Raw genomic sequence first — 24,840 nt, 5'->3', positions numbered from 1 at the left:
ATCGTTGTTCCTGAGTGCGGGGAAATGGGGTGATTCAATGTCAATGCTGCGCGGCGCGCAGCGTGTCGACGAGCGCGGCGACGTCGAGCGTCGCCGCGGCGGATTCGGGGGCGGCCGGCGCCAGGTGCGGAATGCGGCCGATCAGCGGCGCGCCGTGCTCGCGGGCGAGCCAGTCGCGCAGCGTCGCGACGTTCTCGTCCTGGAACGACATCGCCGGATCGACGTGGTTCGCGACCCAGCCGGCGAGCGTGAGCCCGCGTCGGCGAATCGCGTCGGCGGTCAAGAGCGCGTGGCTGATGCAGCCGAGCCGCACGCCGACGACGAGCACGACCGGCACGCCGAGCGCGACCGCGAGGTCGGCCATGTCGCGCGTGCCGGTGAGCGGCACGCGGAAACCGCCGGCGCCCTCGACGACGACGACGTCCGCGCGCGTCAGCGCTTCGCGATGGCACGCGACGATCGTGTCGAGGTCGAGCGTCACGCCTTCCTGCGCGGCGGCGACGTGGGGGGCCGCCGGCGCCTTCAGCAGGAACGGCGTGCGCAGCTCCGGCGGCAGCACGACGTTCGCGGCCGCGTCGAGCTGGTCGGCGTCCTCGTTGCGCCACACGCCGTCCTGCTCGTACGCGCCGGCCGCGACCGGTTTCATCGCGGCCGCGCGCAGGCCCAGCCGCGCGAAGCCGTGCAGCAGCGCGGCGGACACGAAGGTCTTGCCGATCTCGGTATCGGTGCCGGTGACGAACAGCGACAGCGGCGGGCTCATGCGGCTTCCCGCCGGTTCGCTTCGACGCAGGCCGCCGCCTCGTCGCTGGCGGCGATCAGCGCCGCTTCGAGCCGCGCGAGATCGTCGAACGAATGCGCGGCCGACAGCGAGATGCGCAGCCGCGACGTGCCGGCCGGCACGGTCGGCGGCCGGATCGCGGGCACCCACAGGCCGTGCGCGTCGAGCGCGCGCATCGCGGCGAGGGTCGCATCGTTGCTGCCGATCACGAGCGGCTGCACGGCCGTGTGCGAATCGACCGGCTGCCAGCGCGTGCTGCGCAACAGCACGCGGGTGCGCTCGATCAGCGCGGCGAGATGCGCGCGCCGCGCGTCGCCTTCGTCGCCGGCGATCACCTTCAGGCTCGCCGATACCGCATGCGCGACCGCGGGCGGCGCGGCCGTCGTGAAGATGTAGCTGCGCGCGCGCTGGATCATCCATTCGATCACCGTCTCGTGCGCGACGACGAACGCGCCCGCGACGCCGGCCGCCTTGCCGAGCGTGCCGACGTACACGAGGTTCGGCGAGCGCAGTGCCGCGGCCGCGAGCGCGCCGCGCCCTTGCGGGCCGAGCACGCCGAAGCCGTGCGCGTCGTCGACGACGAGCCACGCGCCGTGCCGTTCGGCCAGCGCGACGAGCTCGGGCAGCGGCGCGAGGTCGCCGTCCATGCTGAACACGGTGTCGCTGACGATCAGCTTCGTCTTCGCATCGGATGCTTCGAGCAGCGCGGCGAGCGCGGCCGTGTCCGCGTGCGGGTAGACCTGCACGTGCGCGCGCGACAGGCGCATCCCGTCGATCAGCGACGCATGGTTCAGCGCGTCCGAGAAGATCGTTGCGTCCTTGCCCGACAGCGCGGTCATCGCGGCGAGGTTCGCCATGTAGCCGGTGCTGAAGTACAGCGCGCGCGGCGCATCGGAGAAGCCGCCGGAAAAGCCGGCGAGCTCGTCCTCGAGCCGCGCGTGCGCGCGCGAGTGGCCGCCGAGCAGGTGCGAGCCGCCGCTGCCGGAGCCGTAGCGCTGCGCGCCTTCGCCGAACGCGGCGACGAGCGCCGGATGCGCGGCGAGGCCGAGGTAGTCGTTGCTCGCGAAGCCGACGATCGTGCGGCCGTCGACGCTCATGTGCGCGTCGCACGCGGTGTCCGCGGTGCGGCGCACCCGGCGCAGGCCTTGCGCGTCGAGTTCGGCGAGGCCGCGCTGCAGGGTGTCGAGCAGGGTCATCGAGCGATCTCCTCAAGGGTGGCGTCGAGCGTGTCGCGCGTGCGCCGCGCGAGCCACGCGATGTCGTCGTCGCTCATCACGTACGGCGGCATCAGGTAGACGGTCGTGCCGATCGGGCGCAGCAGCAGCTCGCGTTCGAGCGCGCGTTCGAAGAAGCGCCGCGAGAAGCAGCGCGCCGCGTCGCCGTCGAGCGCGACGTCGAACGCGAACAGCGTGCCGCGCTCGCGCAGGTGGAGCACCTGGGGATGCGCGGCGAGCGGCGCGAGCGCGTCGCGCAGTGCGGCGGAGTTGCGCGCGTTGCGCGCGAGCACGTCGTCGCGCGCGAACAGGTCGAGCGTCGCGAGCGCCGCGCGGCACGCGAGCGGGTTGCCGGTGTACGAATGCGAATGCAGGAAGCCGCGCGCCGTGTCGTCGTGGTAGAACGCCGCGAAGATCTCGTCGCGCGACAGCACCAGCGACAGCGGCAGGTAGCCGCCGCTGATGCCTTTCGACAGGCACAGGAAATCGGGCCACACGCCGGCCTGCTCGCACGCGAAGAAGGTGCCGGTGCGCCCGCAGCCGACCGCGATCTCGTCGGCGATCAGGTGCACGCCGAATTCGTCGCACAGCGCGCGCAGCCCGCGCACGTACGACGGATCGTGCATCGCCATGCCGGCCGCGCATTGCACGAGCGGCTCGACGATCAGCGCGGCGATCCTGCCGTCGCGCTCGACGAACAGGCGCCGCACGTCGGCGAGCGCGCGGCCCGCGACGTCGGCGGCCGTCTCGCCCGGCCGCGCGAGCCGCGCGTCGGGCGACGCGACGACGTGCGCGTGGCGGATCAGCGGGTCGTACGCGTCCTTGAACAGCGCGACGTCGGTGACGGCGAGCGCGCCGATCGTCTCGCCGTGATAGCTGTTCGCGACGCAGACGAATTCCTGCTTGCCGGCGTGGCCGCGATTGCGCCATGCGTGGAAGCTCATCTTCAGCGCGATCTCGACCGCGGACGCGCCGTCCGACGCGAAGAACGCATGGCCGAGCGTGTGCTGCGTGAGCGCGGCAAGCCGCTCGGCGAGCTCGATCGCGGGTTCGTGCGTGCAGCCCGCGAGCATCGCGTGCTCGAGCGTGTCGAGCTGGTCCTTCAGCGCGGCATTGATGTCCGGGTTCGCATGGCCGAACAGGTTGACCCACCACGAGCTGATCGCGTCGAAGTAGCGGCGGCCGTCGCGGTCGTACAGCCACAGGCCCACGCCGCGCGCGACGGGAACGAGCGGCAGCCGCTCGTGGTGCTTCATCTGGGTGCAGGGGTGCCAGACCGCGCGCAGGCTGCGCGCGACCCAGTCGTCGGTCGCTTGCGTACTCAAAACGGCTCCGGTGAAAAACAGGCGGCGCGCGGCGTCGTGCGGGACGCGTTGCGGCCGGTATCGGATGACGGCCATGCAGGCCGTCAGGGCGGCATGCAAAACACGGCATGCAAAACACGAAACGCGCTGAGATTAGCGTGTTCCGCCGCGCGTTGCACTACCGGTTACAAACGCCGCAAAGCCTTGGCTGGCGGGAGTTCGGCGCAGATCAGGGCGGCTCGGGACGGTACGACTCAGAAGCCCCGAAATGCGTGCAGATGACGACGTCCGAGTGACGCCCCTCAGTAGAAAAAAATCAATGATCCATCGGTCCGGAATGCGCAGGAAAACGGGGCGCGAAGGCGCGCGCAGGCCGACGCGCGACGGCGTCGACACGCAAGCGAACGGGAAACGAAATAGGGGATGGGGCGGTTCGGGCGAACGCGCGATCAGCGCGCCGCGAGCGAGCGCGCGGCTTGCGCGTTGTCGTCACGTTCGGCGTTGTCCGCGGTCTGCAACGCATTCGCGTTCCACACGACGCGATCGTTGACCGCATACAGCCGGCACGCGCCCGCGCCTTGCTTCGCGCAGTTGTCGAGCGCGAGGGCCATCGGATCGTCGCCGCCCTCGGCCCACGACCACGCGCCTTCGGCCGACACCGCGAACGCGCGGCTCGGATGCTGGTTCAGGAAGCGGCGATAGCCGTCGCGGCCGGCCGCGTCGATGAACGGCACCGCGTCGACCGCGTCGATCGACGCATAGCCCGACGCCTTCGGCTCGTGCGGGTTCGCCACCGCGTAGCGCACTGCGGTCGGCAGGTTCAGCCTGGCCAGGAACGCGTTGACGGCAGGCCACCAGACCGGCACGCCGTCGCGGTCGACGATCAGCCGGTGCGCGTCGTCCTTGTAGCGGCCGAAGTCGATGAACTGCGCGCGGGTGCCGTGCGACGCGTACGCGTCGTGCATCTGCGCGACGAGCGCGGGCGTCCACACCGAGTCGTTGTCGCCGTAGAGCCACAGCGACTGCACCGCGGTGCGCGCGCCGTACTGGTCGAACGCGTCGACGAGATTGCGCTGCCAGCCGTCGCACAGGTCCTGGCGCAGCCCGCCGGAGAAATTGATGATGCCGCGCACGCCGGCCGCCGCTTCGGTGCCGTAGGCGATCGATGCGAGCCCGCCGTGCGACGTGCCGGCGACGACGATGTGCGACGCATCGACGTACGGCTCGCGCGACATGTAGCGGATCGTCGCGCCGATGTCGGCCGCCTGCGCGAGCCCGTTCTTCGCGACGTTGCAGCCTTCCTGCTGATAGGCGCCGCCGGAGCCGGCGAAGCCCTGGCGGTTCGGCGCGATCACCGCGTAGCCGCGGCGCACGAATTCGCGCGCGAACGCGAGCGGGCGGCTGCGCGGCTGCTGATGGAGGTCGCCTGGATTCTTGCCGTGGTTGAACACGACGAGCGGGAACGGGCCGGGGCCGTCCGGCTTGAACAGCGTGGCTTCGAGCGTGACGGCGCCGGACGCGTCGGCCGGGATGCGGATGATCCGTTCGTTCAGGTCGGCGGCGACCTGGGGCAGGCCCGAATCGCCGTAGTCGAAGCGTTCGGCGCGGGCGAGCGGCCCGCCCGGGGCGCCGGCGTTCGGCAGCGTGTCGGCCAGCGCGGCCGACAGCGCGCAGGCTGCCATCCATCCCACCAGTACCTTGCTGAACGCCATTCGTAAGCCCTGCCGTGCAACTTGACCAAACCGAGGCTCATCGTAGCCTGACAATTTTCGGTTGTGCAATGCAGGAATTACCCGGCGTCTGACACAGCAAGTATTTGTCAGCGCTCGCTTACATCGCCGTCAACGTAGCGCCAGAAACCCTGCTCGTCGCGCTCGAAACGGCTCGTCTCATGGAGCCGGTACGCGCGCCCGCCGACCTTGTAGCGGGCCACGAACTCGACCTCCGCGTGGCGTTCGTCGAGCGGCGCGTGGCGTTTCACCGCGAGGCCGAGCCAGCGCGGCGCGTCGGGCGCAGTGGGGTCGGCATCCAGATCGGCGGGGCAGGTTCGGGCGGCCCACGTCGCGCGCAGGTAGTCGGTCGCGCCGAGCACGTACGCGCTGTACCGCGAACGCATCAATTCGAGCGCGGTCGGCGCCGCCTCGCCGCCGTCGATGAAGCGGCCGCAGCACGCGGCGTAGCGGGGCGCCGGCGCGCGGCCGGCGGGAAGCGGGGACGCGCCGCCGCACGGGCACGCGTCAGGTCGGGACAGAATCATGCGTAACGGGAATTAACGACGTGAGGTTGTCATCGGTTACCAGGCCAGCTCGACGCCGTCGTACTGGAAGAAGCGGCCGTTCGCGAGCGCGACGTCGGCGGCGGCTTCGGCGAGCACGCGCCGCATGCCGGTCACGCTCGTCTCCGGATCGAGCGCCGCTTCCGCGCCGCCCATGTCGGTGCGCACCCAGCCCGGATGCAGCGCCACGCACGCCGCGTGGCGCGTCTGCAGCGACGCGATGCGCAGCACGTCGTTGAGCGCGGCCTTGCTCGCGCGGTAGAGCCAGCCGGTCGTGCCGGTCGCGTCGGCGATGCTGCCCATCCGGCTCGACACGACGGCGAGCACGCCGCGCGCGTCCTCGACGAGCGGCAGCAGGATCGGCAGCAACTGCATCGGGCCGCGCACGTTGGTGTGCATCACCGCGTCGAAATCCTCGGCGGTGATCGTCTCGACCCCTTCGGTGCGCGGCCCGTAGACGCCCGACACGACGATCGCCACGTCGAGCCGCTCGCCGTCGAGCTTCCAGCCGAGCGCGGCGATCTGCTCCGGTTGCGCGATGTCGAGCGCATGCGCGTGCGCGCCGAGCTCGCGCAGCGCGGCCAGCGACGCGTCGTCGCGCGCGGTGGCGATCACGTTCCAGCCGTCGCGCCGGTATTGCCGGACGAATTCGCGGCCGAGGCCGCGCGATGCGCCGATGATCAATGCGGTTTTCATGTACGACGCTCCTTGGCGGTGGTGCCGTTTGGTCAGAGGAGTTCGATGCCCATCGCGGTCGCCTCGCCGCCGCCGATGCAAAGGCTCGCGACGCCGCGCCTGCCGCCGCGCGCGCGCAGCGCGCCGATGAGCGTGACGAGGATGCGCGCGCCGGACGCGCCGATCGGGTGGCCGAGCGCGCAGGCGCCGCCGTTCACGTTGACGCGGTCGTGCGCGAGGCCGTGCTCCTTCATCGCCGCCATCGCGACGACCGCGAACGCCTCGTTGATCTCGTACAGGTCGACGTCCGCCGCGCGCCAGCCGTTGCGCTCGAACAGGCGGCGGATCGCGCCGACCGGCGCGGTCGTGAACTTCGCCGGCGCCTGTGCGAACGTCGCGTGGCCGACCACGCGCGCGAGCGGCGCGACGCCGAGCCGCGCGGCGGTGGACGCGCGCATCATCACGAGCGCGGCCGCGCCGTCGGAGATCGACGACGCGTTCGCGGCGGTGACGGTGCCGGTCTTGCCGAACGCGGGCTTCAGCAGCGGGATCTTCGACGGATCGGCCTTGAACGGCTGCTCGTCGCGCGACACGACCCTGTCGTCCGTCCCGCCCTTCCTGCCGGCCACCGTCACGGGCGCGATTTCCCAGTCGAACGAGCCGTCCTCGTTCGCGCGCTTCGCGCGCGCGAGCGACTCGATCGCGAACGCGTCCTGCGCGTCGCGCGAAAACGCGTACTCGGCCGCGCATTCGTCGGCGAACGTGCCCATCAGTCGGCCCTTGTCGTACGCGTCCTCGAGGCCGTCGAGGAACATGTGGTCGAGCACCTGGCCGTGGCCCATGCGCAGCCCGCCGCGCGCCTTCGGCAGCAGGTACGGCGCGTTGGTCATGCTTTCCATGCCGCCCGCGACGATCACGTCGGCCGAGCCGGCGGCGAGCATGTCGTGCGCGAACATCGCCGCGCGCATCCCCGAGCCGCACATCTTGTTGATCGTCGTGCAGCCGGTCGCGAGCGGCAGGCCCGCGCCGAGCGCCGCTTGGCGCGCGGGGGCCTGGCCCTGGCCTGCGGGCAGCACGCAGCCCATCAGCACTTCGTCGATCCGGTCCGGGGCGAGGCCGGCGCGCGCGAGCGCCGCGCCGATCGCGGCGCTGCCGAGCTGCGGCGCGGCGAGCGACGCGAAGTCGCCCTGGAATCCGCCGATCGGCGTGCGCGCCGCGGATGCGATGACGATCGGATCGTCGTGATCGATAGCTGACATGTTCGTCTCCCGTCGGACCGGGTGAGCGCCCGGGCCCTTAGTCCGTTCCCGTGCAAGGCTTCAACGTATCCGCGACGGACTGCGCGACTTCGGTGAGCTGCGCCGCATCGGCCGCGACCATGTCGTTGCCGCGTGCGTGGTCGCCGCGCGCGCCCAGCGCGGCCACCGCGCGCCGGTAGGTGCCGTCGAGCGCGTCGGCGCTCGACACGGCCATCCCGAGGTCGCGCATGCGGCCGTCGTGCACGCCGTACACGAGCGCGTGCACGGTGAGCTGCTGGCCGCGCGCCCATGCGTCGTTGACAATCGTCGTGCGGCACACGTTGACCACCTGCTCGATCGCGTTCAGCTCGATCAGGCGGCGATAGCGCGCCTCGCCGACCGGCCATTCGTCGAGCAGCGCCGCGTGCCGCTCGCGCACGTCCTGCACGTGGTGCAGCCAGTTGTCCGCGAGGCCGACGCGGCGGTTGTGCAGCGCCGCGTTCACGCCCGAGCAGCCGTAGTGGCCGACCACCATGATGTGCTTCACGCGCAGCAGGTCGACCGCGAACTGGATCACCGACAGGCAGTTGAGGTCGGTGTGCACGACGACGTTCGCGATATTACGGTGCACGAACACTTCGCCCGGCGGCAGGCCGATGATCTGGTTCGCCGGCACGCGCGAATCCGAGCAGCCGATCCACAGGTATTCCGGCGCCTGCTGGTCGGCGAGACGCGAGAAGTATTGCGGATCGTCGGCGAGCTTGCGCTTGACCCAGGCGTCGTTGTTGTCGAACAGGTGTGAGAGCGGGTGGTCGTTGGTATTCATCAGTTCGGGTTTCCGGGGGCGGAAAATGGGTTGGTATCAGGCCCGATTTTTCGGGGCCGGTTTCCGGGGCGCTTTGCGGCGTTTCAGGCGGCGCGCTGCGCGCCGCCCTCGTCGTCGTCCGCTGCGTCGAAACGATCGGGATAGCGCACGCAAAAGCGCAGCGACGCGTCATAGGGATGGAAATCGGGCAGTTCGCCCTGCAGCAGCCGGTCCTTGCTCGCCTGCCACAGCGCCGGCTCGAAGAAATCGGCGTGGTACTTCAAGAATACGTCGCGCACGCGCGGATCGCCGAGCAGGAACGGCCCGTAGGTTTCGGGAAAGATGTCGTGCGGGCCGACCGAGTACCACGGCTCGCCGGACAGCTCGTCCTCCTCGTGGCGCGGCGGCGGCACGTGGCGCACGTTGCAGTCGGTCAGGTACTCGATCTCGTCGTAGTCGTAGAACACGACGCGGCCGTGGCGCGTGACGCCGAAGTTCTTGTACAGCATGTCGCCGGGGAAGATGTTCGCCTTCATCAGCTCCTTCACCGCGTTGCCGTACTCCCGCACGCCGTGCTCGATTTCCGCGTCGGTGCCGTTCTGCAGGTACAGGTTGAGCGGGACCATCCGGCGCTCGATGTACAGGTGCTTGATCACGAGGTTGTCGCCCTCGTATTCGAGCAGCGACGGCACTTCCTTCTCGAGCTCGCGCACGAGCGTGTGGTCGAGCCGCGCGAGCGGCAGCGCGACGCTCGAATATTCGAGCGTGTCGGCCATCCGCCCGAGCCGGTCGTGGCGCTTGACGAGCTGGTACTTCTCCATGATCTGCGCGCGCGTCGTTTCCTTCGGCGGCGGGAAGCGGTCCCGGATGATCTTGAACACGTACGGGAACGACGGCAGCGTGAACACGAGCATCACGAGGCCCTTGATCCCGGGCGCGATGATGAAGCGGTCGCTCGAATGCGACAGGTGATGCAGCAGGTCGCGGTAGAACAGGTTCTTGCCCTGCTTCTGCAGGCCGACCGACGTGTAGATTTCCGCCTTCGGCTTGCCCGGCATGATCGAGCACAGGAAGTCGACGTACGCGGACGGCACGACCATGTCGACGAGGAAGTACGAGTGCGAGAAGCTGAAGATGATCTGCAGCTGGTCGCGGCGCAGCAGCACCGCGTCGAGCGCGAGCAGGCCCGGGCGCGTGTGGCGGATCGGCACCCCGAACGGCAGCACGCGGTCGCCGTTGATGATGCGGCCGACCACGTACGCGGTCTTGTTGCGGAAGAACAGCGACGACAGCACGTGGATCTGGAAATTCTGCGCTTCGTCGAAGCGGCCGAACTCGTCGTGGATCGCCTGCATCACGCACGCGATGTCGCGCTCGAGATCCTCGAACGGCGGCTCCAGCTGGAAATTCGTGACGATGCGCTCGAGCGTGACCTGGAGGCCGTCGGTGCCAGGGTAGTACGCGCGGTAGGTCGGCTTCGCGGCCGGCTCGTCGTTCTCGAGGTATTCCGTCGAGATCGCCGGGCGCACGAAGATGAAATCGTTGTTGAAGTACGAGCGGTGCAGGATCTTGCAGCACACCGAGTTGAAGAACGTTTCCGCGCACTCGGGCTGGCGGTGGGACGTCAGGAGGCCGATGTAATGCAGCTTGATCTGCTGCCAGACCTCGTCGTCGATGTTCTCCGCGTCGTATTCGTCTTCCAGCACCTCGACGCATTCCTGCACGCGATCGTCGTACGACGTGATGCGCTCGCGCGCGAGCCGCTGCAGCCCGTGCCAGTCCGCGCGCTCGAACAGGGTCTTCGCGTCGACGGCCGCGTCGCGGAAGATCCGGTAGTGGCGGTCGAAGTTCTCGAGCATGGTCTGCGCGACGTCGAAGCCGATCTGCGACGACAGCAGTTTGGGGAAGTGATTCATTGCGTGCAGGCTCATGGGCTGTAAGCACTCGGTATTTTAGCGTCCGGGCGCCGGATTCAGCGCATCCGGCGGCGGGCCGGGCGGCGCGCCATCGGGGGCGTTGCCCGGCGTTGTGCGACGTTCGGGGCTTCTTCGCATAAAGATACAGGTACGGAACCGAATCTGACGCGAACTTTTTTTGACGCGCGGGCGGCCCGGACGACGCCCGCCGCGAGACGGCGATAGAATCGCCGGAACGCCCGCGGCGGCCCGGCCGCACGCCGGCCCCGCATGCACAACGACGAGACGCCCCACCGATGAACGCACTGGAACACCAACTCGACTACCCCTTCGCCGATACGCTGCCCGCCGCGGGCGACACGTTCGAGGTCGCGCCCGGCGTGCGCTGGCTGCGCATGCCGCTGCCGTTCTCGCTCGACCACATCAATCTCTGGCTGCTGCGCGACGAGATCGACGGACAGGCTGGCTGGACCATCGTCGACTGCGGGATCGCGTCGGACGCGATTCGCGAGCACTGGGAACGGATCTTCGACGCCCATCTCGACGGCCTGCCGGTGCTGCGCGTGATCGTCACGCACTGCCATCCCGATCACTTTGGCCTCGCGAACTGGCTGTGCGAAGGCGGCGACCAGCGCCGCTGGAACGCGCGGCTGTGGATGACGCTCGGCGAGTACATGTTCGGCTGCCTGATGGCGGCCGGCAACGGCTCGAACGCGGGCGGCGCGGCGGCGGCCGATCACTTCGCGCGCCACGGCCTCGCCGATCCGGGCTCGCTCGACAAGCTGCGCAACCGCCGCGGCTACTACTCGGACCTCGTGCCGTCGGTGCCGCCGCGCTATCGCCGCCTGCGCGAAGGCAATCCGGTGACGATCGGCGGCCGCACGTGGCGCGTCGTGACGGGCTACGGCCATTCGCCTGAGCATTGCGCGCTCTACAGCGAGGCCGACGGCCTCTTGATCTCCGGCGACATGGTGCTGCCGCGCATCTCGACGAACGTGTCGGTGTTCGACCTCGAGCCGGAAGCGAACCCGCTCGCGCTGTACCTCGAATCGCTCGGCCGCTACGAGACGATGGCCGCCGACACGCTCGTGCTGCCGTCGCACGGCAAGCCGTTCCGCGGCGTGCGCACCCGCATCGCGCAGCTGCGCGCGCACCACGACGCGCGGCTTGACGAAGTGCGCGCGGCGTGCGCGGAAAAGCCGGCGAGCGCGGCCGACATCGTGCCGATCATGTTCCGCCGCCGCGAGCTCGACATCCACCAGATGACGTTCGCGCTCGGCGAGGCGATCGCGCACTTGAACCTGCTGTGGCTCGCGGGGGAGTTGACGCGCAGCGAGGGAGCCGATGGCGTGATCCGCTTTGCGCGGCATTGAGCATGCACGCCGGCGCAGGCTCGCCCGGCGCTTTCGTACAATTTTCAATTTCGCTCTGAATACCCGTCGCAACCCATGCCAAGGAATGTCTCCCTGGCCGACGTCATCACGCTCGCGGAAATCAAGGCGCTGGCCGACCCGAAGTCCTTCGAGCGCGGCAAGGCCTACTACCACGACGGCGCGGTCTCGCGGCTGACCGAGCACGACGGCGCGCTGTCGGCCAACGTGCGCGGCACGCACCGCTACCACGTCGAATTTTCCGTCGATGATGAAGGCTTGCTCGACTACGCATGCAATTGCCCGGTTGGTGTCGACGAGATCTTCTGCAAGCATGCGGTCGCCGTCGCGTTGTCGTGGCTCGAAAACAGCGGCGAGGAGGTTTTTCACGACGAGACGCCCGAGCCGGCGCGCCCGCGACGCAAGCGCAAGACCCATGCGGAGCTGATTCGCGACTATCTGGCGGTGCTCGACGAGGACGCGTTGCGCAACTGGCTGCTCGATGCGGCCGAGCGCGACCGGTCATTGCGCGACAGGCTGCTGTTCGAGGCGCGCGCCGCGAATGCCGGCGACGTTGCGAGCCTGCGGGCCGCCGTTCGTCAGCTGGCGCGCGTGGCGCGGCCGCTCGGCTGGGACGAGGCGCACACCTTTGGAGAGAACCTCTTCGAATTGGCCGACATGCTGCGTCGGCAACTGGCGGGCCCGCATGCGGCACACGTGGTCGAGCTAGCCGAACTCGCGATCGCGGACGCGGAAGCGAGCCTTGAGCAGATCGACGACTCGGACGGCAGCGTTGCGCCCAGGATTTACGAGCTGGCCCACCTGCATCTCGAAGCGTGCCGGCGGACCCGGCCGGACCCGGTGAAACTCGCCGAGCGCCTGTTTCGCCTGCAGGCCGACGGGCGGTGGGACACGTTCTACGACGTGCTGCCGAATTATGAGGAGCCGCTCGGCAGCGACGGGATCGATCGGTATCGGGCGCTCGTCGAGCAAAGCTGGGCTGCGCTGCCGACGCTGGCGGCGGGCCGCGACGATCCGTACGAATCTGCGCGGCTGAATCTCGAACATGCGATGGAATCGCTGGCGAAGCGCGACGGCGATGTCGACGCGCTGATCCGTATCTGGTCGAAGGATCTGTCGGCTTCGCACCGATTTGCGCAGATCGCGGAACTGTGCGCCGAGCACGGCCGTTTCGACGAAGGGCTGGCATGGGCCGAGCGCGGGTTGGGTGTCGCGGGCGATCGGCGCGATTCGCGTCTGCTTGGCTTCTGCATTGCCGAATACCTGCGCCGGCGCGATTTCGACCGGGCCGACGCGCTTGCGTGGCAGCGCTTCGAGAGCCATCCGAGCGCCGACGAATTCGCCGCGCTGATGAAGGTTGCGGCGAAGACCGCGCGACGTGATGCCGTGCGCGAACGCGCGATCGCGCATTTGCGGACGCTGGCGCGACAACGGGAAACCTCGAAGGAGAGCGCGAAGGCGAAGTGGGGCTGGCAGCCGTCGCCGCGCACCGAGCTCGTCAAGCTGCTGCTTGCCGAGAAGGATGTCGAAGCGGCCTGGGACGCGTTCGGCGGCGGGCCGGTTGCGACCGACGTCTGGCCGGCGATGGCGGCCGCGCGCGCGAAGACGCATCCCGACGAGGCGATCGTGCTCTATCATCGGCTGCTGCCGGTTGCGCTCGAGCGCGGCGCGGGCAGTGCGCGCTACGACGACGCGTTCGACGTCGTGCGCAAGATCGGCGCGCTGCGGGCGGCGCATCGGCAGCAAGCGGAATTCGACGCGGAGCTCGACGCGATACGCAGGACGTATCGCGCGAAGCGCAACTTCATCAAGCTGCTCGCGACGCTCGGCGCGTCAGCCGGGTGACGGGATGCAGAGACGGATCAGGATGGAACATGCGATGAACGTCAACCTTGCCGCAATCGATGACGCAGTCCTGGCGCTTCTCTACCTGACGCTGCACGACCACAACCGCGCCTGGAAGAGTTTCGACTGGGACGCGCTGAATCGCCTGCATGAACGCGGCCTGATCGGCGATCCCGTCAACAAGGCGAAGTCGGTCGTCCTGAGCGCCGAAGGCGTGCGGGAAGCGGAGCGCCTTTTCAAGCGGCTTTTCGCGAGCCCCGACGGCGCGGCGGAGTCGTGATGGCGCGCGGCCTGCGATAAACACCGCATCCGCACGCTGATCCTTCCTCACGCGACGGGCTCGTAGCGCCACCCGTCGCGATGCCATCGCATCGTGTGGGTCGGCGCGAGCGCCGCGAGGAACGCCGCGTCGTGCGACGCGACGACCAGCGCGACGACCAGCGCGCCGATCAGCGCGACGCGCGCGAGCTGGCCGCCGCTCAGCGCGTGCACCGGCGTCGCGGGCTGCACGCCGTGCAGGCCGGCCGCATCGAGCTCGGCGCGCAGGCGGGCGGTCACACCCGTCGCCTGCGCGCCACGGTCGGGGGCGTGTTACTGCACCGACACCGCCGCGAAGTTCTGCCGTCCGAACGGACTCACGCGATAGCCGCCGACGTTCGCGCGCGTGAGCGCCGCCGCCGTCGGATAGCCGAGCGGAATCCACAGCGCCTGGTCGTGGATGAGCTTTTGCGCGGCTTCATACAGCTTCGCGCGCTTGCCCTGGTCGGCCGTTTCCTTGCCGTCGGCGATCAGCTTGTCGAGCTGCGGATCGCAGTAGCGCGCGAAGTTGATGCCGGACTTCACCGCGTTGCAGCTGAACTGCGGCGTCAGGTAGTTGTCCGGATCGCCGTTGTCGCCGGCCCAGCCCATGAACAGCAGGTCGTGCTGGCCGAGCTTCGCCTGCTTGATCAGCTCGCCCCATTCGATCACCTTGACTTCGGCCTTCACGCCGATCTTCGCGAGATCGGCCTGCAGCAGTTCCGCGCCGGCCTTCGGGTTCGGGTTCAGCACGCTGCCCGTCGGGCGCACCCAGATCGTCGTCGAGAAGCCGTTCGGGAAGCCCGCCGCGGCGAGCAGCTGCTTCGCCTTTGCCGGATCGTACGCATAGGGCGCGACGTCCTTCGCGTAGCTCCACGTGTTCGGCGGATACGGGTTGTTCGCGGGCGTCGCGGTGTTGTCGAACACGACCTTCAGGTAGCTCGCACGGTCGAACGCGAGATTCAGCGCCTGGCGCACCTTGTCGTTGTCGAGCGGCTTCTTCTGCGTGTTCAGCGCGACGAACGCGGTCATGAACGCGGGTGTCTGCACGACCTTCAGCGCGCTTTCGCCCTTCGCGGCGAGCACGTCCTGCGGCTTCGGCGACAGCGCGATCTGGCATTCGCCGGCCTTCACCTTCTGCAGGCGCACCGACGCGTCGGGCGTGATCGCGTAGATCAGCCGGTCGACCTTGGGCTTCGCGCCCCAGTAGGTCGGGTTCACGTCGTAGCGGATCAGCGCGTCCTTCGTGTAGCTCTTCAGCACGAACGGGCCGGTGCCGACCGGCTTCGCGTTCAGGTCCGCCTGCTTGCCCGCCTTCAGCAGCTGGTCCGCGTATTCGGCCGAGTAGATCGACGCGAAGCCCATCGTCAGGATCGGCACGAACGTCGCGTTCGGCTCGTTCAGCACGAACTTCACGGTGCTGTCGTCGACCTTCGACACCGATTTCACGAGCTTGATGAGGCCCATCGACTGCGCATGCGGGAAGCCGCTCGCGCCGGCGACCTTGTGCCACGGATTGCCGTTGTCGAGCATCCGGCTGAACGTGAATACGACGTCGTCCGCGCCGAGCGGGCGGTTCGGCTTGAAATAGTCGGTGGTCTGGAACGCGACGTTCGGACGCAGGTGGAACGTGTAGGTGAGGCCGTCGGCGCTCGCGTCCCATTTGTCGGCGAGCGCGGGCACGACCTTCTTCGCGGCTTCGTCGTACGACACCAGCGTGTTGAAGATCACGTCGGCCGACGCGTTGGTCGTGACGAGCGAGTTGTACTGCACGACGTCGAAGCCGTCCGGGCTCGATTCCGTGCAGACGGTGAGCGGCTTGGCGGTGACGAGGACGGGAGCCGCGGCCAGTGCGACCGCGGCGAACAGCTTGACGTGCATAGGTTCTCCCACGTGGCGTGTGCTTTTTGCTTGATTGATGACGGGATGCGAATGCGCCGCCCGGAGGCGACGCGGCCGGCGGATAGCATACCGTCAAAGCGCACCGTGCGTGGAAAAAGGCGACGGAACGCGGCGCGTTGAGCGAAAAACGGCTGCGATGACGACGGAACGGCTGTTTGCGCGCCGGGGAGCGGCAGGGGGGAGGTAAGGGCGGCGCTCGAAGGCGGTCCGGCCGTGCGGCCGGACCCGGGGTGCTCAGTGCGCGCTTGCCTTCGGCTTGCGCGGGGCCTTTTCGAACAGGCGGTCGTACAGCCAGCGCGGCATCACGTGCAGCACCTTCGCGACGACGCCCATCTGCCACGGAATCACGCGGAACGCGCGCTGCTGCGCGATCGTTTCGGCCGCGCGCGCGGCGAAGCGGTCGGCGTCCATCAGGAACGGCATCCGGTACGGATTGTGCGCGGTCATCGGCGTGCGGATGTAGCCGGGCGCGATCGTCACGACGCCGACGCCCGCGGGGCGCAGCTCGACGCGCAGCGACTCGAGATACTTGATCGCGGCCGACTTCGACGCGCTGTACGCGCCGGAGCCAGGCAGCCCGCGCACGCCGGCGACGCTCGCGACGCCGACGAGCGTGCCGTGCCGCGCGGCCGTCATCGGGCCGACGAACGGCTCGAAGGTCGCGACCATCCCGAAGTAGTTGATGTCCATCACGTCGCGGAACGCGGCGAGGTCGCCCTGGCCCGTCACCGCGCCCTGGCTGATGCCCGCGTTCGCGATCACGACGTCCGGGCAGCCGTGCGCGGCGATGAACGCCGCCGCGGCGCCCGCGAGCGCATCGGGGTCGCGCACGTCGGCGGAATAGACGGAGATGGACAGCGCGGGAAAGCGCCGTGCGAACGCTTCGAGCGCGTCGGTGCGGCGCGCGACCAGCGCGAGCGTCGCACCCTGGCGCGCGTATTCGTCGGCCAGCGCGAGGCCGAGGCCGCTCGACGCGCCGGTGATGAAGACCTTCAGCGGAGTTGTCATGCCGGCGCCGGGACGGGGATCAGAGCTTCTTGTCCTGGACCTGCTTCACGAGGTAGTCGAGGACCTGCGCGGTGCCTTCGAGGCTGTTCGTGTAGGCCGGGCCCGTCTTGTACTTGCCCTGCACGACGATCGTCGGCACGCCGTCGATGTTGTAGCTCTTCAGCAGCTCGGCCGACTGCTTCACCTGGCCCTGCACGCTGAACGAGTTGTACGCGTCCATGAACTTCTTCTTGTCGACGCCCTGCGACGCCAGGAAGTCGGCCTGCGCCTGCGGCGTCAGCAGGTAGTTCTTCTGCTTGTGGATCGCGTTGAAGATCGCCGGCGTGACCTTCTCGGAGATGCCGAGCGCGGACACCGCGTAGAACAGCTTCGAGTGCGGGACGAAATCGTCGCGGAACGCGACCGGGATGCGCTTGAAGTCGACCTTGTCGCCCTGCTTCTTCACCCAGGCCTCGACCGTCGGCTCGAACTCGTAGCAGTGCGGGCAGCCGTACCAGAAGAATTCGATCACCTCGACCTTGCCGGCCGGCGCGGACACCGGCTGCGGCGCCTTCATCACCTCGTAATCCTTGCCGGCGACGGGCGCGGACGGAGCGGCCTGGGCGAAGCCGGCCGCGAGGCTCAGGGACAGGAGAAGCGTGCTCAGCAGTTTTTTCATGTTGTGTGTATGTCGGATCAGTTGCTCGGGAAGCGAAACGTGACAGGGGCGGCGGTGCGGCCGCGCTTACTGCTTCGTGAAGCGGATCACCGCCGTGTCGACTCCTGCATCGGACAGGCGCTGGCGTGCCGAGTTCATATCCTCGAATTTCGAGAACGGGCCCACGCGCACGCGGAAATACGTGACGCCGCTGACATCGCGCTTCGACACCTTCGACTCGAAGCCCTGGAAGCCGAGGCGCGCGCGCTGCTGCTCGGCGTCCGATTCCGTCTTGTACGCGCCGACCTGCAGGAAGTAGCCGGTGTTCGCGTCGGCCGCGCTCGGCGCCTTCGCGGCATTGCCGGCGTTGTTCGCGACCGTCGTCGACGACGTCGGCTTCGCGGCCTGCTGTTGCGCCTTCTGCGCGGCTTGCATCTGCGCCTGCTTCTGCGCGGCGAGGCGCGCGAGGTCGTCTTCGCCCGCCTGCTGTTGTTGCTGCTGCTGTTGCGGCTTCTTCGGCGGCGTATTGTCGGCCGCCTTCGGCGGGACGGCGACGCCGTTGTTTGCCGAGTTGTTCGCGGCGTTGTTCGAACCGTTCGATGCGTGCGACCCGTTCGAGCCATTCGACGCGTTCGCGCCATTCGAACCGTTCGACCCGCCGGTCGACGGCGGCACTTCGACGATCTGCGGCTCGGGCAGCAGGCCGCCGCCCTGCGTCTGGTTCGCGGCCTGGCCGGGCGCGGTGTTCGGCGGCGCCGGCTGCGCGGCCTGCGGCACCGGCTGGCCGGGCGTCTTGCCCTGCAGCGCGCGGTTCGGATCGAACTGCTGCGGCTGGCTCGCGCCGGTGTCGGCCGGCGGCGGCGCGACCTTCGACACGAACGGCGACGGCGAGCGCGTGATGTAGAGCGCCACCACCACGGCGATCGCGAGGCCGACGATCAGGCCCAGCACGATGCCCAGAAATGTTCCTCCGGCTTGTTTCGATTGCTTCGACGTGCGGCGTGGTTGTGCCATTGCTTGAGTCACCTGCAAAAAGAATCGTGAAAAGGTCGCGGCGGGCGCTCCCGCGGCGGGCGCAGCCGCGGCCTGTCTGCCCGCTCGGGCAACTTACATCTTGGCGGGCGCGGAGACGCCGAGCATCGCCAGGCCGTTCTCCAGCACCTGCCGGGTCGCGGCGAGGAGCGCGGCGCGCGCGGTGCGCGGCGCTTCGTCGTCGACCAGCACGCGCTCCGCATTGTAGAACGAGTGGAATTCACCAGCGAGGTCGCGCAGGTAGAACGCGACGGCGTGCGGCGCCAGCTCGTTCGCGGCGTGCGAGAGCATGTCCGGATACTCGGCGAGCTTCTGCATCAGCGACGCGGCCTGCGTGCTCGTGAGCTGCGACAGGTCGGCGCCCGGCAGCTGCGCGAGCTCGCCGTTGTAGCGCGACTTCCATTCGTTGAGCACCGAGCAGATCCGCGCGTGCGCGTACTGGACGTAGTAGACCGGGTTCTCGTCGTTCTGTTTCAGCGCGAGGTCGATGTCGAACACGAACTCGGTGTCGGCTTTGCGGGAGATCAGGAAGAAGCGCACCGCGTCGCGGCCGCGCGTGATCGTCGCCTCGTCGATCAGGTCCGGCGCCGCCTCCTGGCCCGGCGCCGCGCCGCCCGACCATTCGATCAGGTCGCGCACCGTCACGTAGCTGCCCGCGCGCTTCGAGATCTTCACTTCCTGGCCGTCGCGCATCACGGTGACCATCTTGTGCAGCACGTAGTCGGGGTAGCCCTTCGGGATGCCGATGTGCAGCCCCTGCAGGCCGGCGCGCACGCGCGCGATCGTGCCGTGGTGGTCCGAGCCCTGGATGTTGATCACCTTCGTGAAACCGCGCTCCCACTTGGTCACGTGGTATGCGACGTCCGGCACGAAGTACGTGTAGGTGCCGTCCGTCTTGCGCATCACGCGATCCTTGTCGTCGCCGTTGTCGGTCGTGCGCAGCCACAGCGCGCCGTCCTGCTCGTAGGTCACGCCGGCCTTGATCAGCGCGTCGACCGTCTGCTCGACGCGGCCTTCCTTGTACAGCGACGATTCGAGGTAGTACTGGTCGAACTTGACGCCGAACGCCTGCAGGTCCATGTCCTGCTCGTGGCGCAGGTACGCGACCGCGAACTTGCGGATCGCTTCGAGATCCTCGACGTCGCCCGCGCCCTTGACCGGCTCGCCGTCCTTCGCGGCGACCGTCTCGCCGTTCAGGTAGTCGCGCGCGATGTCGGCGATGTACTCGCCGTTGTACGCGGCTTCCGGCCAGCCCGCGTCGCCCGGCTTCAGGCCGCGCGCGCGCGCCTGGGTCGAGATCGCGAGGTTGCCGATCTGCACGCCGGCGTCGTTGTAGTAGAACTCGCGGTGCACCGCGCAGCCCTGGCTCGCGATCACGTTCGCGAGCGCGTCGCCGAGCGCCGCCTGGCGGCCGTGGCCGACGTGCAGCGGGCCGGTCGGGTTCGCCGACACGAATTCCAGCAGCACTTGCTTGCCGTGTTCGCGCGTGGACAGGCCGAACCCGCGGCCTTCCGCGAGCACCGCGGCGATCACGGCCTGCTTGGCCGCCGCCGTCAGGCGCAGGTTGATGAAGCCGGGGCCGGCGATTTCGGCGGCCTCGACGAGGCCTTGCGCGCCGGGCTGCGCGGTGAGGGCCGCGACGATCTGCTCGGCGAGCTGGCGCGGGTTCGCGCCCAGCGGCTTGGCGAGCTGCATCGCGACGTTGCACGCGACGTCGCCGTGCGCGGCAACCTTCGGGCGCTCGAGCGTGATGGCGGGCGCGACGAACGCGGCGTCGGCGTTTGCCGCGTCGGCGCCTTTCAGGGCGTGTGCGACCTGCTTGACGCTATCCGCGAGCAGGGCTTCGAGGGTCTGTTTTTGGGCTGGCAGCATGCTGGTAGAAGGCTTCGTTGGTGGCAGCCGGGAAGCCGGCGGGCCGGCGCGCTCTTTTAAGCGCGCGTTTCAGGGATCGCAGAATTTTAACAGGTGCTAATATGCCGCTCAGGCGCCACGCGTGCTCGAGGGCGGACGTCGGCCCGCCGGCGGCCCCAGCCGGGCCCGGCGGGCACAACAAGATGAAAAGGGAATAGTCATGATTACGTTCAAAAGCAAGGCGGCACAGGATCTCGACGTGCTGAAGGATTTCGCCGTCTACGTACTGGGCCTCGTCGGCAAGCAGCTCGGCGAGCGCGGCGTGATTACGCACGACGAGCTGGATCACGCGATCGCGAAGCTGGAAGACGCCGTCACGCAGGCGAAGCAGGAGCGCGCCGAGCATGCGGGCCATTTCCACGAGGACGAGGACGACCACGCGCACCACGAAGTGCCGCCGAGCCTCGCGCAGCGCGTCGCGCCGTTCCTGTCGATGCTGCGCGAAGCGAAGGCCGGCCAGGCCGACGTGCACTGGGGTTTCTGACCTCCGCCGGCCGCCGGCACGACAAAAAGCCCGCTCTCGAGCGGGCTTTTTGCTGGGCATTCATCGGATGAAAGGGCGGCACGCGCCGCCCGCCGATGCGGATCAGAGCTGCGGCGCGAGCGCGCGGCGTGCGTCGTCGAGCGACAGCGCCATGCGCTGCGCGTAGTCCTCGAGCTGGTCCTGGCCGATTTTCCCGACCGAGAAATACGTGCTGTCCGGGTGCGCGAGGTAGAAGCCCGACACACTCGCCGCCGGCAGCATCGCCAGCGATTCGGTGACCGTCATGCCGATCTCTTCCGCATTAAGCGCTTCGAACATGTCGCGCTTCACGAGGTGATCCGGGCACGCCGGATAGCCGGGCGCGGGCCGGATGCCGACGTACTTTTCCGCGATCAGCGCGTCGTTGTCGAGCGTCTCGCCGCCCGCATAGCCCCACAGCTCGCGGCGCACGCGCGCGTGCATCGCCTCCGCGAACGCTTCCGCGAAGCGGTCCGCGAGCGCCTTCAGCATGATCGCGCTGTAATCGTCGTGGTCGGCTTCGAACTGCTTTTCCTTCACGTCGACGCCGAGGCCGGCCGTCACCGCGAACATCCCGATATAGTCGGCGACGCCCGATTCCTTCGGCGCGATGAAATCGGCGAGCGAGCGGTTCGGCCGCGTCACGCCGTCGACCACCGGGCGCACGCTCTGCTGGCGCAGGTTGCGCCACGTGAGCAGGACTTCCGAGCGCGATTCGTCGGTGTAGATCTCGATGTCGTCGTCGTTGACCGTGTTCGCCGGCAGCAGCGCGATCACGCCGTTCGCGGTCAGCCAGCGGCCCTGGATCAGCCGCGCGAGCATCGACTTCGCGTCGGAGAACACGCGGCGCGCCGATTCGCCGACGATCTCGTCGTTCAGGATCGCCGGGTACGGGCCCGCGAGATCCCAGGTCTGGAAGAACGGGCCCCAGTCGATGTAGTTCGCGAGCTCGTTCAGGTCGTAGTTCCTGAACACGCGGCGGCCGATGAACTTCGGCTTGACCGGCTGGTAGTTCGCCCAGTCGACCTTGGTCTTGTTCGCGCGCGCCTGCTCGAGCGTGACCATCGGCTGTGCCTTCTTGTTCGCGTGCTGGTCGCGGATGCGCTCGTAGTCGGACTTCAGCTCGTCGAGGTACTTCGCCGCGCCTTCGTCGGACAACAGGCTCGACGCGACCGACACCGAACGCGACGCGTCCGGCACATAGACCACCGGGCCCTCGTAGTTCGGCGCGATCTTCACGGCCGTGTGCACGCGCGACGTGGTCGCGCCGCCGATCAGCAGCGGGATCTTCTTCACGCGGAAGTAGTCGTCGCGCTGCATTTCCGACGCGACGTACGCCATTTCCTCGAGGCTCGGCGTGATGAGGCCCGACAGCCCGATGATGTCCGCGCCCTCGACCTTCGCCTTCGCGAGGATCTCGTTGCACGGGACCATCACGCCCATGTTGACCACTTCGAAGTTGTTGCACTGGAGCACGACCGACACGATGTTCTTGCCGATGTCGTGCACGTCGCCCTTCACGGTCGCGATCACGATCTTGCCCTTCGCGCGCACGTCGCCGCCGGCTTCCGCGAGCAGGCGCTTCTCTTCCTCGATGAACGGGATCAGGTGCGCGACCGCCTGCTTCATCACGCGCGCCGACTTCACGACCTGCGGCAGGAACATCTTGCCCTGGCCGAACAGGTCGCCGACGACGTTCATCCCGTCCATCAGCGGGCCTTCGATCACGTTGATCGGGCGGCCGCCCGCCGCGGCGATCTTCGCGCGCGCTTCTTCGGTGTCCTCGACGATGAAGTTCGTGATGCCGTGCACGAGCGCGTGCGCGAGCCGCTTCTCGACCGGCTGGTTGCGCCACTCGAGGTTCTCTTCCTTCTTCGCGGCGCCGGTCTTGAACTTGTCGGCGATCTCGAGCAGGCGGTCGGTCGAATCCGCGCGGCGGTTCAGGATCACGTCCTCGACGCGCTCGCGCAACTCCGGGTCGAGCTCCGCATACACGCCGAGCTGGCCCGCGTTGACGATGCCCATGTCCATCCCCGCCTGGATCGCGTGGTACAGGAACACCGTGTGGATCGCCTCGCGCACCGGGTCGTTGCCGCGGAACGAGAACGACACGTTCGACACGCCGCCGCTCACCTTCGCGTACGGCAGGTTCTGCTTGATCCAGCGGGTCGCCTCGATGAAGTCGACCGCGTAGTTGTTGTGCTCCTCGATGCCGGTCGCGACCGCGAAGATGTTCGGGTCGAAGATGATGTCTTCCGGCGGGAAGCCGCACTGGTTCACGAGCACGTCGTACGAGCGCTTGCAGATCTCGGTCTTGCGCGCGAACGTGTCGGCCTGGCCCTGCTCGTCGAACGCCATCACGACGGCCGCGGCGCCGTAGCGGCGGATCAGCTTCGCATGATGGACGAACGCGTCCTCGCCTTCCTTCAGCGAGATCGAGTTGACGATCGCCTTGCCCTGCACGCACTTGAGGCCCGCCTCGATCACGTCCCACTTCGACGAGTCGATCATGATCGGCACGCGCGCGATGTCCGGCTCCGACGCGATCAGGTTCAGGAAGCGCACCATCGCCGCCTTCGAGTCGAGCATCGCCTCGTCCATGTTGACGTCGATCACCTGCGCGCCGTTCTCGACCTGCTGGCGCGCGACGGCGAGCGCCTCGTCGAACTGGCCGTTGAGGATCATCCGCGCGAACGCCTTCGAGCCGGTGACGTTGGTGCGTTCGCCGACGTTGATGAAGAGCGTCCCGGACGTGACGTTGAACGGCTCGAGGCCGGCAAGGCGCATCGTGTGATCGGTCATGGCGGTGCGAATTCGTGTGGTGTGAGACGGGCGTGGAATCGGTCGGGTCAGGCGGCGTCGCTGTACTGGGCCGGCCAGCGGCGCGGCTTCACTTCAGCGAGCGCCTTCGCGATTGCCGCGATGTGCTCGGGCGTCGTGCCGCAGCAGCCGCCCGCGAGGTTCACGAGCCCGGCCTGCGCGAATTCCTTCAGCAGGCCCGACGTGACGTCGGGCGTCTCGTCGAAGCCGGTGTCGCTCATCGGGTTCGGCAGGCCCGCGTTCGGGTAGCACGACACGTAGGTGTCGCACAGCTTCGCGAGCTCGGCGATGTACGGGCGCATCAGCGCCGCGCCCAGTGCGCAGTTCAGGCCGAACGTGAGCGGCTTCGCATGGCGCAGCGAGTTCCAGAACGCCTCGACCGTCTGGCCGGACAGGATGCGGCCCGACGCGTCGGTGACGGTGCCCGAGATCATGACCGGCAGGCGCTCGCCGGTGTCCTCGAACAGCTGGTCGAGCGCGAACAGCGCGGCCTTCGCGTTCAGCGTGTCGAAGATCGTCTCGACGAGGAACAGGTCGACGCCGCCGTCGAGCAGCGCCTTCGCCTGCGCGTAGTACGCGTCGCGCAGCTCGTCGAACGTGACGTTGCGCGCGCCCGGATCGTTGACGTCCGGCGAGATGCTCGCAGTCTTCGGCGTCGGCCCGATCGCGCCGGCGACGAAGCGCGGCTTGTCAGGCGTCGCGTATTTCGCGGCCGATTCGCGCGCGAGCCGCGCCGATTCGACGTTCATCTCGACGACGAGGTCTTCCATCCCGTAGTCGGCCTGCGCGACCGTCGTCGCGCCGAACGTGTTGGTTTCGACGATGTCCGCGCCGGCCGCGAAGTACTGGTCGTGGATCTCGCGGATGATCTGCGGCTGCGTGAGCGACAGCAGCTCGTTGTTGCCCTTGATGTCGCGCGGGAAGTCCTTGAAGCGCTCGCCGCGATACGCGGCCTCGTCGAGCTTGTAGCGCTGGATCATCGTGCCCATCGCGCCGTCGAGGATCAGGATGCGCTGCTTGAGCAGCACCGGCAGCTGGGCGCCGCGCGTGTACGGGGCGTCGGGCGCGGCTGACGGGGCGGAGCGAACGGCGGATGAAGTCGCAGACATGGCGGATGACCGGCGAAGTGGGAAAGAAGCGGGAAAAGCGCCATTGTAGCCGTTGCGGCCGCCCGCCGTCCGGCGTGGCGCGGCGCCAAATGAAAGCCCCCGCGCGGCGGACCGGGCGGGGGCGGGATCGGAGTGCTTGCGGCGAACCCGGCGGCATCGGCCAGTATCGGGCGCCGGGCTG

The 24,840-nt window shown here is 68.7% G+C and carries 21 protein-coding genes; 4 read left to right on the top strand and 17 right to left on the bottom strand.

Annotation, left to right across the window (positions count from 1 at the left end):
* Positions 1–40: 40 nt before the first annotated feature.
* The 9 genes from bioD to aceK form a co-directional block, all read right to left on the bottom strand.
* Positions 41–760 (bottom strand): dethiobiotin synthase, encoded by a 720-nt coding sequence (gene bioD / locus KY49_RS20990; RefSeq protein ID WP_042586447.1) that lies wholly within the window; start codon positions 758–760, stop codon positions 41–43.
* Complete coding sequence (bioF, locus tag KY49_RS20985; RefSeq protein ID WP_042586446.1) at positions 757–1,974, bottom strand: 8-amino-7-oxononanoate synthase; 1,218 nt, start codon at positions 1,972–1,974, stop codon at positions 757–759. The genes bioD and bioF overlap by 4 nt, the downstream gene beginning before the upstream one ends.
* Entirely contained in the window at positions 1,971–3,317 is a 1,347-nt protein-coding gene (gene bioA / locus KY49_RS20980; RefSeq protein WP_042586893.1) for an adenosylmethionine--8-amino-7-oxononanoate transaminase, read from the bottom strand. Before bioA ends, bioF begins: the two co-directional genes overlap by 4 nt.
* 428 nt (positions 3,318–3,745) lie before the next feature.
* The gene (locus tag KY49_RS20975) at positions 3,746–5,008 is read right to left on the bottom strand and encodes a dienelactone hydrolase family protein (protein WP_042586445.1); all 1,263 of its coding nucleotides are present in this window, start codon (positions 5,006–5,008) and stop codon (positions 3,746–3,748) included.
* Positions 5,009–5,115: 107 nt separating this feature from the next.
* Complete coding sequence (locus tag KY49_RS20970; RefSeq protein ID WP_042586444.1) at positions 5,116–5,553, bottom strand: YchJ family protein; 438 nt, start codon at positions 5,551–5,553, stop codon at positions 5,116–5,118.
* A 36-nt stretch (positions 5,554–5,589) separates the two neighbouring features.
* A complete protein-coding gene (locus KY49_RS20965; protein WP_042586443.1) occupies positions 5,590–6,267 on the bottom strand; it encodes an SDR family oxidoreductase in 678 nt (225 codons plus the stop codon).
* Between the two features lie 32 nt (positions 6,268–6,299).
* On the bottom strand, positions 6,300–7,505 hold the full coding sequence (locus KY49_RS20960; RefSeq protein ID WP_042586442.1) for an acetyl-CoA C-acetyltransferase: 1,206 nt from the start codon (positions 7,503–7,505) through the stop codon (positions 6,300–6,302).
* Positions 7,506–7,542: 37 nt separating this feature from the next.
* Complete coding sequence (gene can / locus KY49_RS20955; protein WP_042586441.1) at positions 7,543–8,310, bottom strand: carbonate dehydratase; 768 nt, start codon at positions 8,308–8,310, stop codon at positions 7,543–7,545.
* A gap of 83 nt (positions 8,311–8,393) precedes the next feature.
* Positions 8,394–10,205, bottom strand: coding sequence for a bifunctional isocitrate dehydrogenase kinase/phosphatase (aceK, locus tag KY49_RS20950; protein ID WP_042586892.1), 1,812 nt, complete (start codon positions 10,203–10,205; stop codon positions 8,394–8,396).
* Between the two features lie 296 nt (positions 10,206–10,501).
* Between aceK and KY49_RS20945 the strand changes: the two genes are divergently transcribed.
* From KY49_RS20945 to KY49_RS20935, 3 genes are all read left to right on the top strand, one after another.
* A complete protein-coding gene (locus KY49_RS20945; protein WP_042586440.1) occupies positions 10,502–11,578 on the top strand; it encodes an MBL fold metallo-hydrolase in 1,077 nt (358 codons plus the stop codon).
* 75 nt (positions 11,579–11,653) lie between these two features.
* A complete protein-coding gene (locus KY49_RS20940) occupies positions 11,654–13,441 on the top strand; it encodes an SWIM zinc finger family protein (RefSeq protein WP_042586439.1) in 1,788 nt (595 codons plus the stop codon).
* Between the two features lie 34 nt (positions 13,442–13,475).
* On the top strand, positions 13,476–13,721 hold the full coding sequence (locus tag KY49_RS20935; RefSeq protein ID WP_042586891.1) for a DUF6429 family protein: 246 nt from the start codon (positions 13,476–13,478) through the stop codon (positions 13,719–13,721).
* A gap of 47 nt (positions 13,722–13,768) precedes the next feature.
* Here the strand turns inward: KY49_RS20935 and KY49_RS20930 are convergent, their stop codons facing one another.
* The 6 genes from KY49_RS20930 to argS all read right to left on the bottom strand — a co-directional run bounded on the left by KY49_RS20930 (position 13,769) and on the right by argS (position 20,189).
* Positions 13,769–13,999: a hypothetical protein gene (locus KY49_RS20930; protein ID WP_042586438.1), complete on the bottom strand. Its 231-nt coding sequence runs from the start codon at positions 13,997–13,999 to the stop codon at positions 13,769–13,771.
* A 33-nt stretch (positions 14,000–14,032) separates the two neighbouring features.
* Entirely contained in the window at positions 14,033–15,619 is a 1,587-nt protein-coding gene (locus KY49_RS20925) for an ABC transporter substrate-binding protein (RefSeq protein WP_042586437.1), read from the bottom strand.
* Positions 15,620–15,874: 255 nt separating this feature from the next.
* On the bottom strand, positions 15,875–16,648 hold the full coding sequence (locus KY49_RS20920) for an SDR family oxidoreductase (RefSeq protein WP_010090518.1): 774 nt from the start codon (positions 16,646–16,648) through the stop codon (positions 15,875–15,877).
* 19 nt (positions 16,649–16,667) lie between these two features.
* Positions 16,668–17,306 carry a thiol:disulfide interchange protein DsbA/DsbL gene (locus KY49_RS20915; protein ID WP_010090519.1) on the bottom strand — a complete coding sequence of 213 codons (639 nt, stop codon included), beginning with the start codon at positions 17,304–17,306 and terminating at the stop codon, positions 16,668–16,670.
* 66 nt (positions 17,307–17,372) lie between these two features.
* Positions 17,373–18,299 (bottom strand): SPOR domain-containing protein, encoded by a 927-nt coding sequence (locus KY49_RS20910; RefSeq protein ID WP_042586436.1) that lies wholly within the window; start codon positions 18,297–18,299, stop codon positions 17,373–17,375.
* Between the two features lie 93 nt (positions 18,300–18,392).
* Positions 18,393–20,189 carry an arginine--tRNA ligase gene (gene argS / locus KY49_RS20905; RefSeq protein WP_042586435.1) on the bottom strand — a complete coding sequence of 599 codons (1,797 nt, stop codon included), beginning with the start codon at positions 20,187–20,189 and terminating at the stop codon, positions 18,393–18,395.
* 199 nt (positions 20,190–20,388) lie between these two features.
* Between argS and KY49_RS20900 the strand changes: the two genes are divergently transcribed.
* A complete protein-coding gene (locus KY49_RS20900) occupies positions 20,389–20,712 on the top strand; it encodes a DUF1840 domain-containing protein (protein WP_042586434.1) in 324 nt (107 codons plus the stop codon).
* Between the two features lie 102 nt (positions 20,713–20,814).
* Here the strand turns inward: KY49_RS20900 and metH are convergent, their stop codons facing one another.
* Together metH and KY49_RS20890 are read right to left on the bottom strand one after the other, a co-directional pair.
* Positions 20,815–23,532 (bottom strand): methionine synthase, encoded by a 2,718-nt coding sequence (gene metH, locus KY49_RS20895; RefSeq protein ID WP_042586433.1) that lies wholly within the window; start codon positions 23,530–23,532, stop codon positions 20,815–20,817.
* A gap of 47 nt (positions 23,533–23,579) precedes the next feature.
* Positions 23,580–24,659, bottom strand: a complete 1,080-nt coding sequence (locus tag KY49_RS20890; RefSeq protein ID WP_042586432.1) for a homocysteine S-methyltransferase family protein — start codon at positions 24,657–24,659, stop codon at positions 23,580–23,582.
* Positions 24,660–24,840: the final 181 nt, after the last annotated feature.

Origin of the sequence: Burkholderia sp. MSHR3999, assembly GCF_000833595.1 — a bacterium.
GTDB lineage: Bacteria > Pseudomonadota > Gammaproteobacteria > Burkholderiales > Burkholderiaceae > Burkholderia > Burkholderia ubonensis.
Note: the sequence above shows the minus strand (reverse complement) of the source record. Positions and strands in the feature narration are given on the sequence as shown.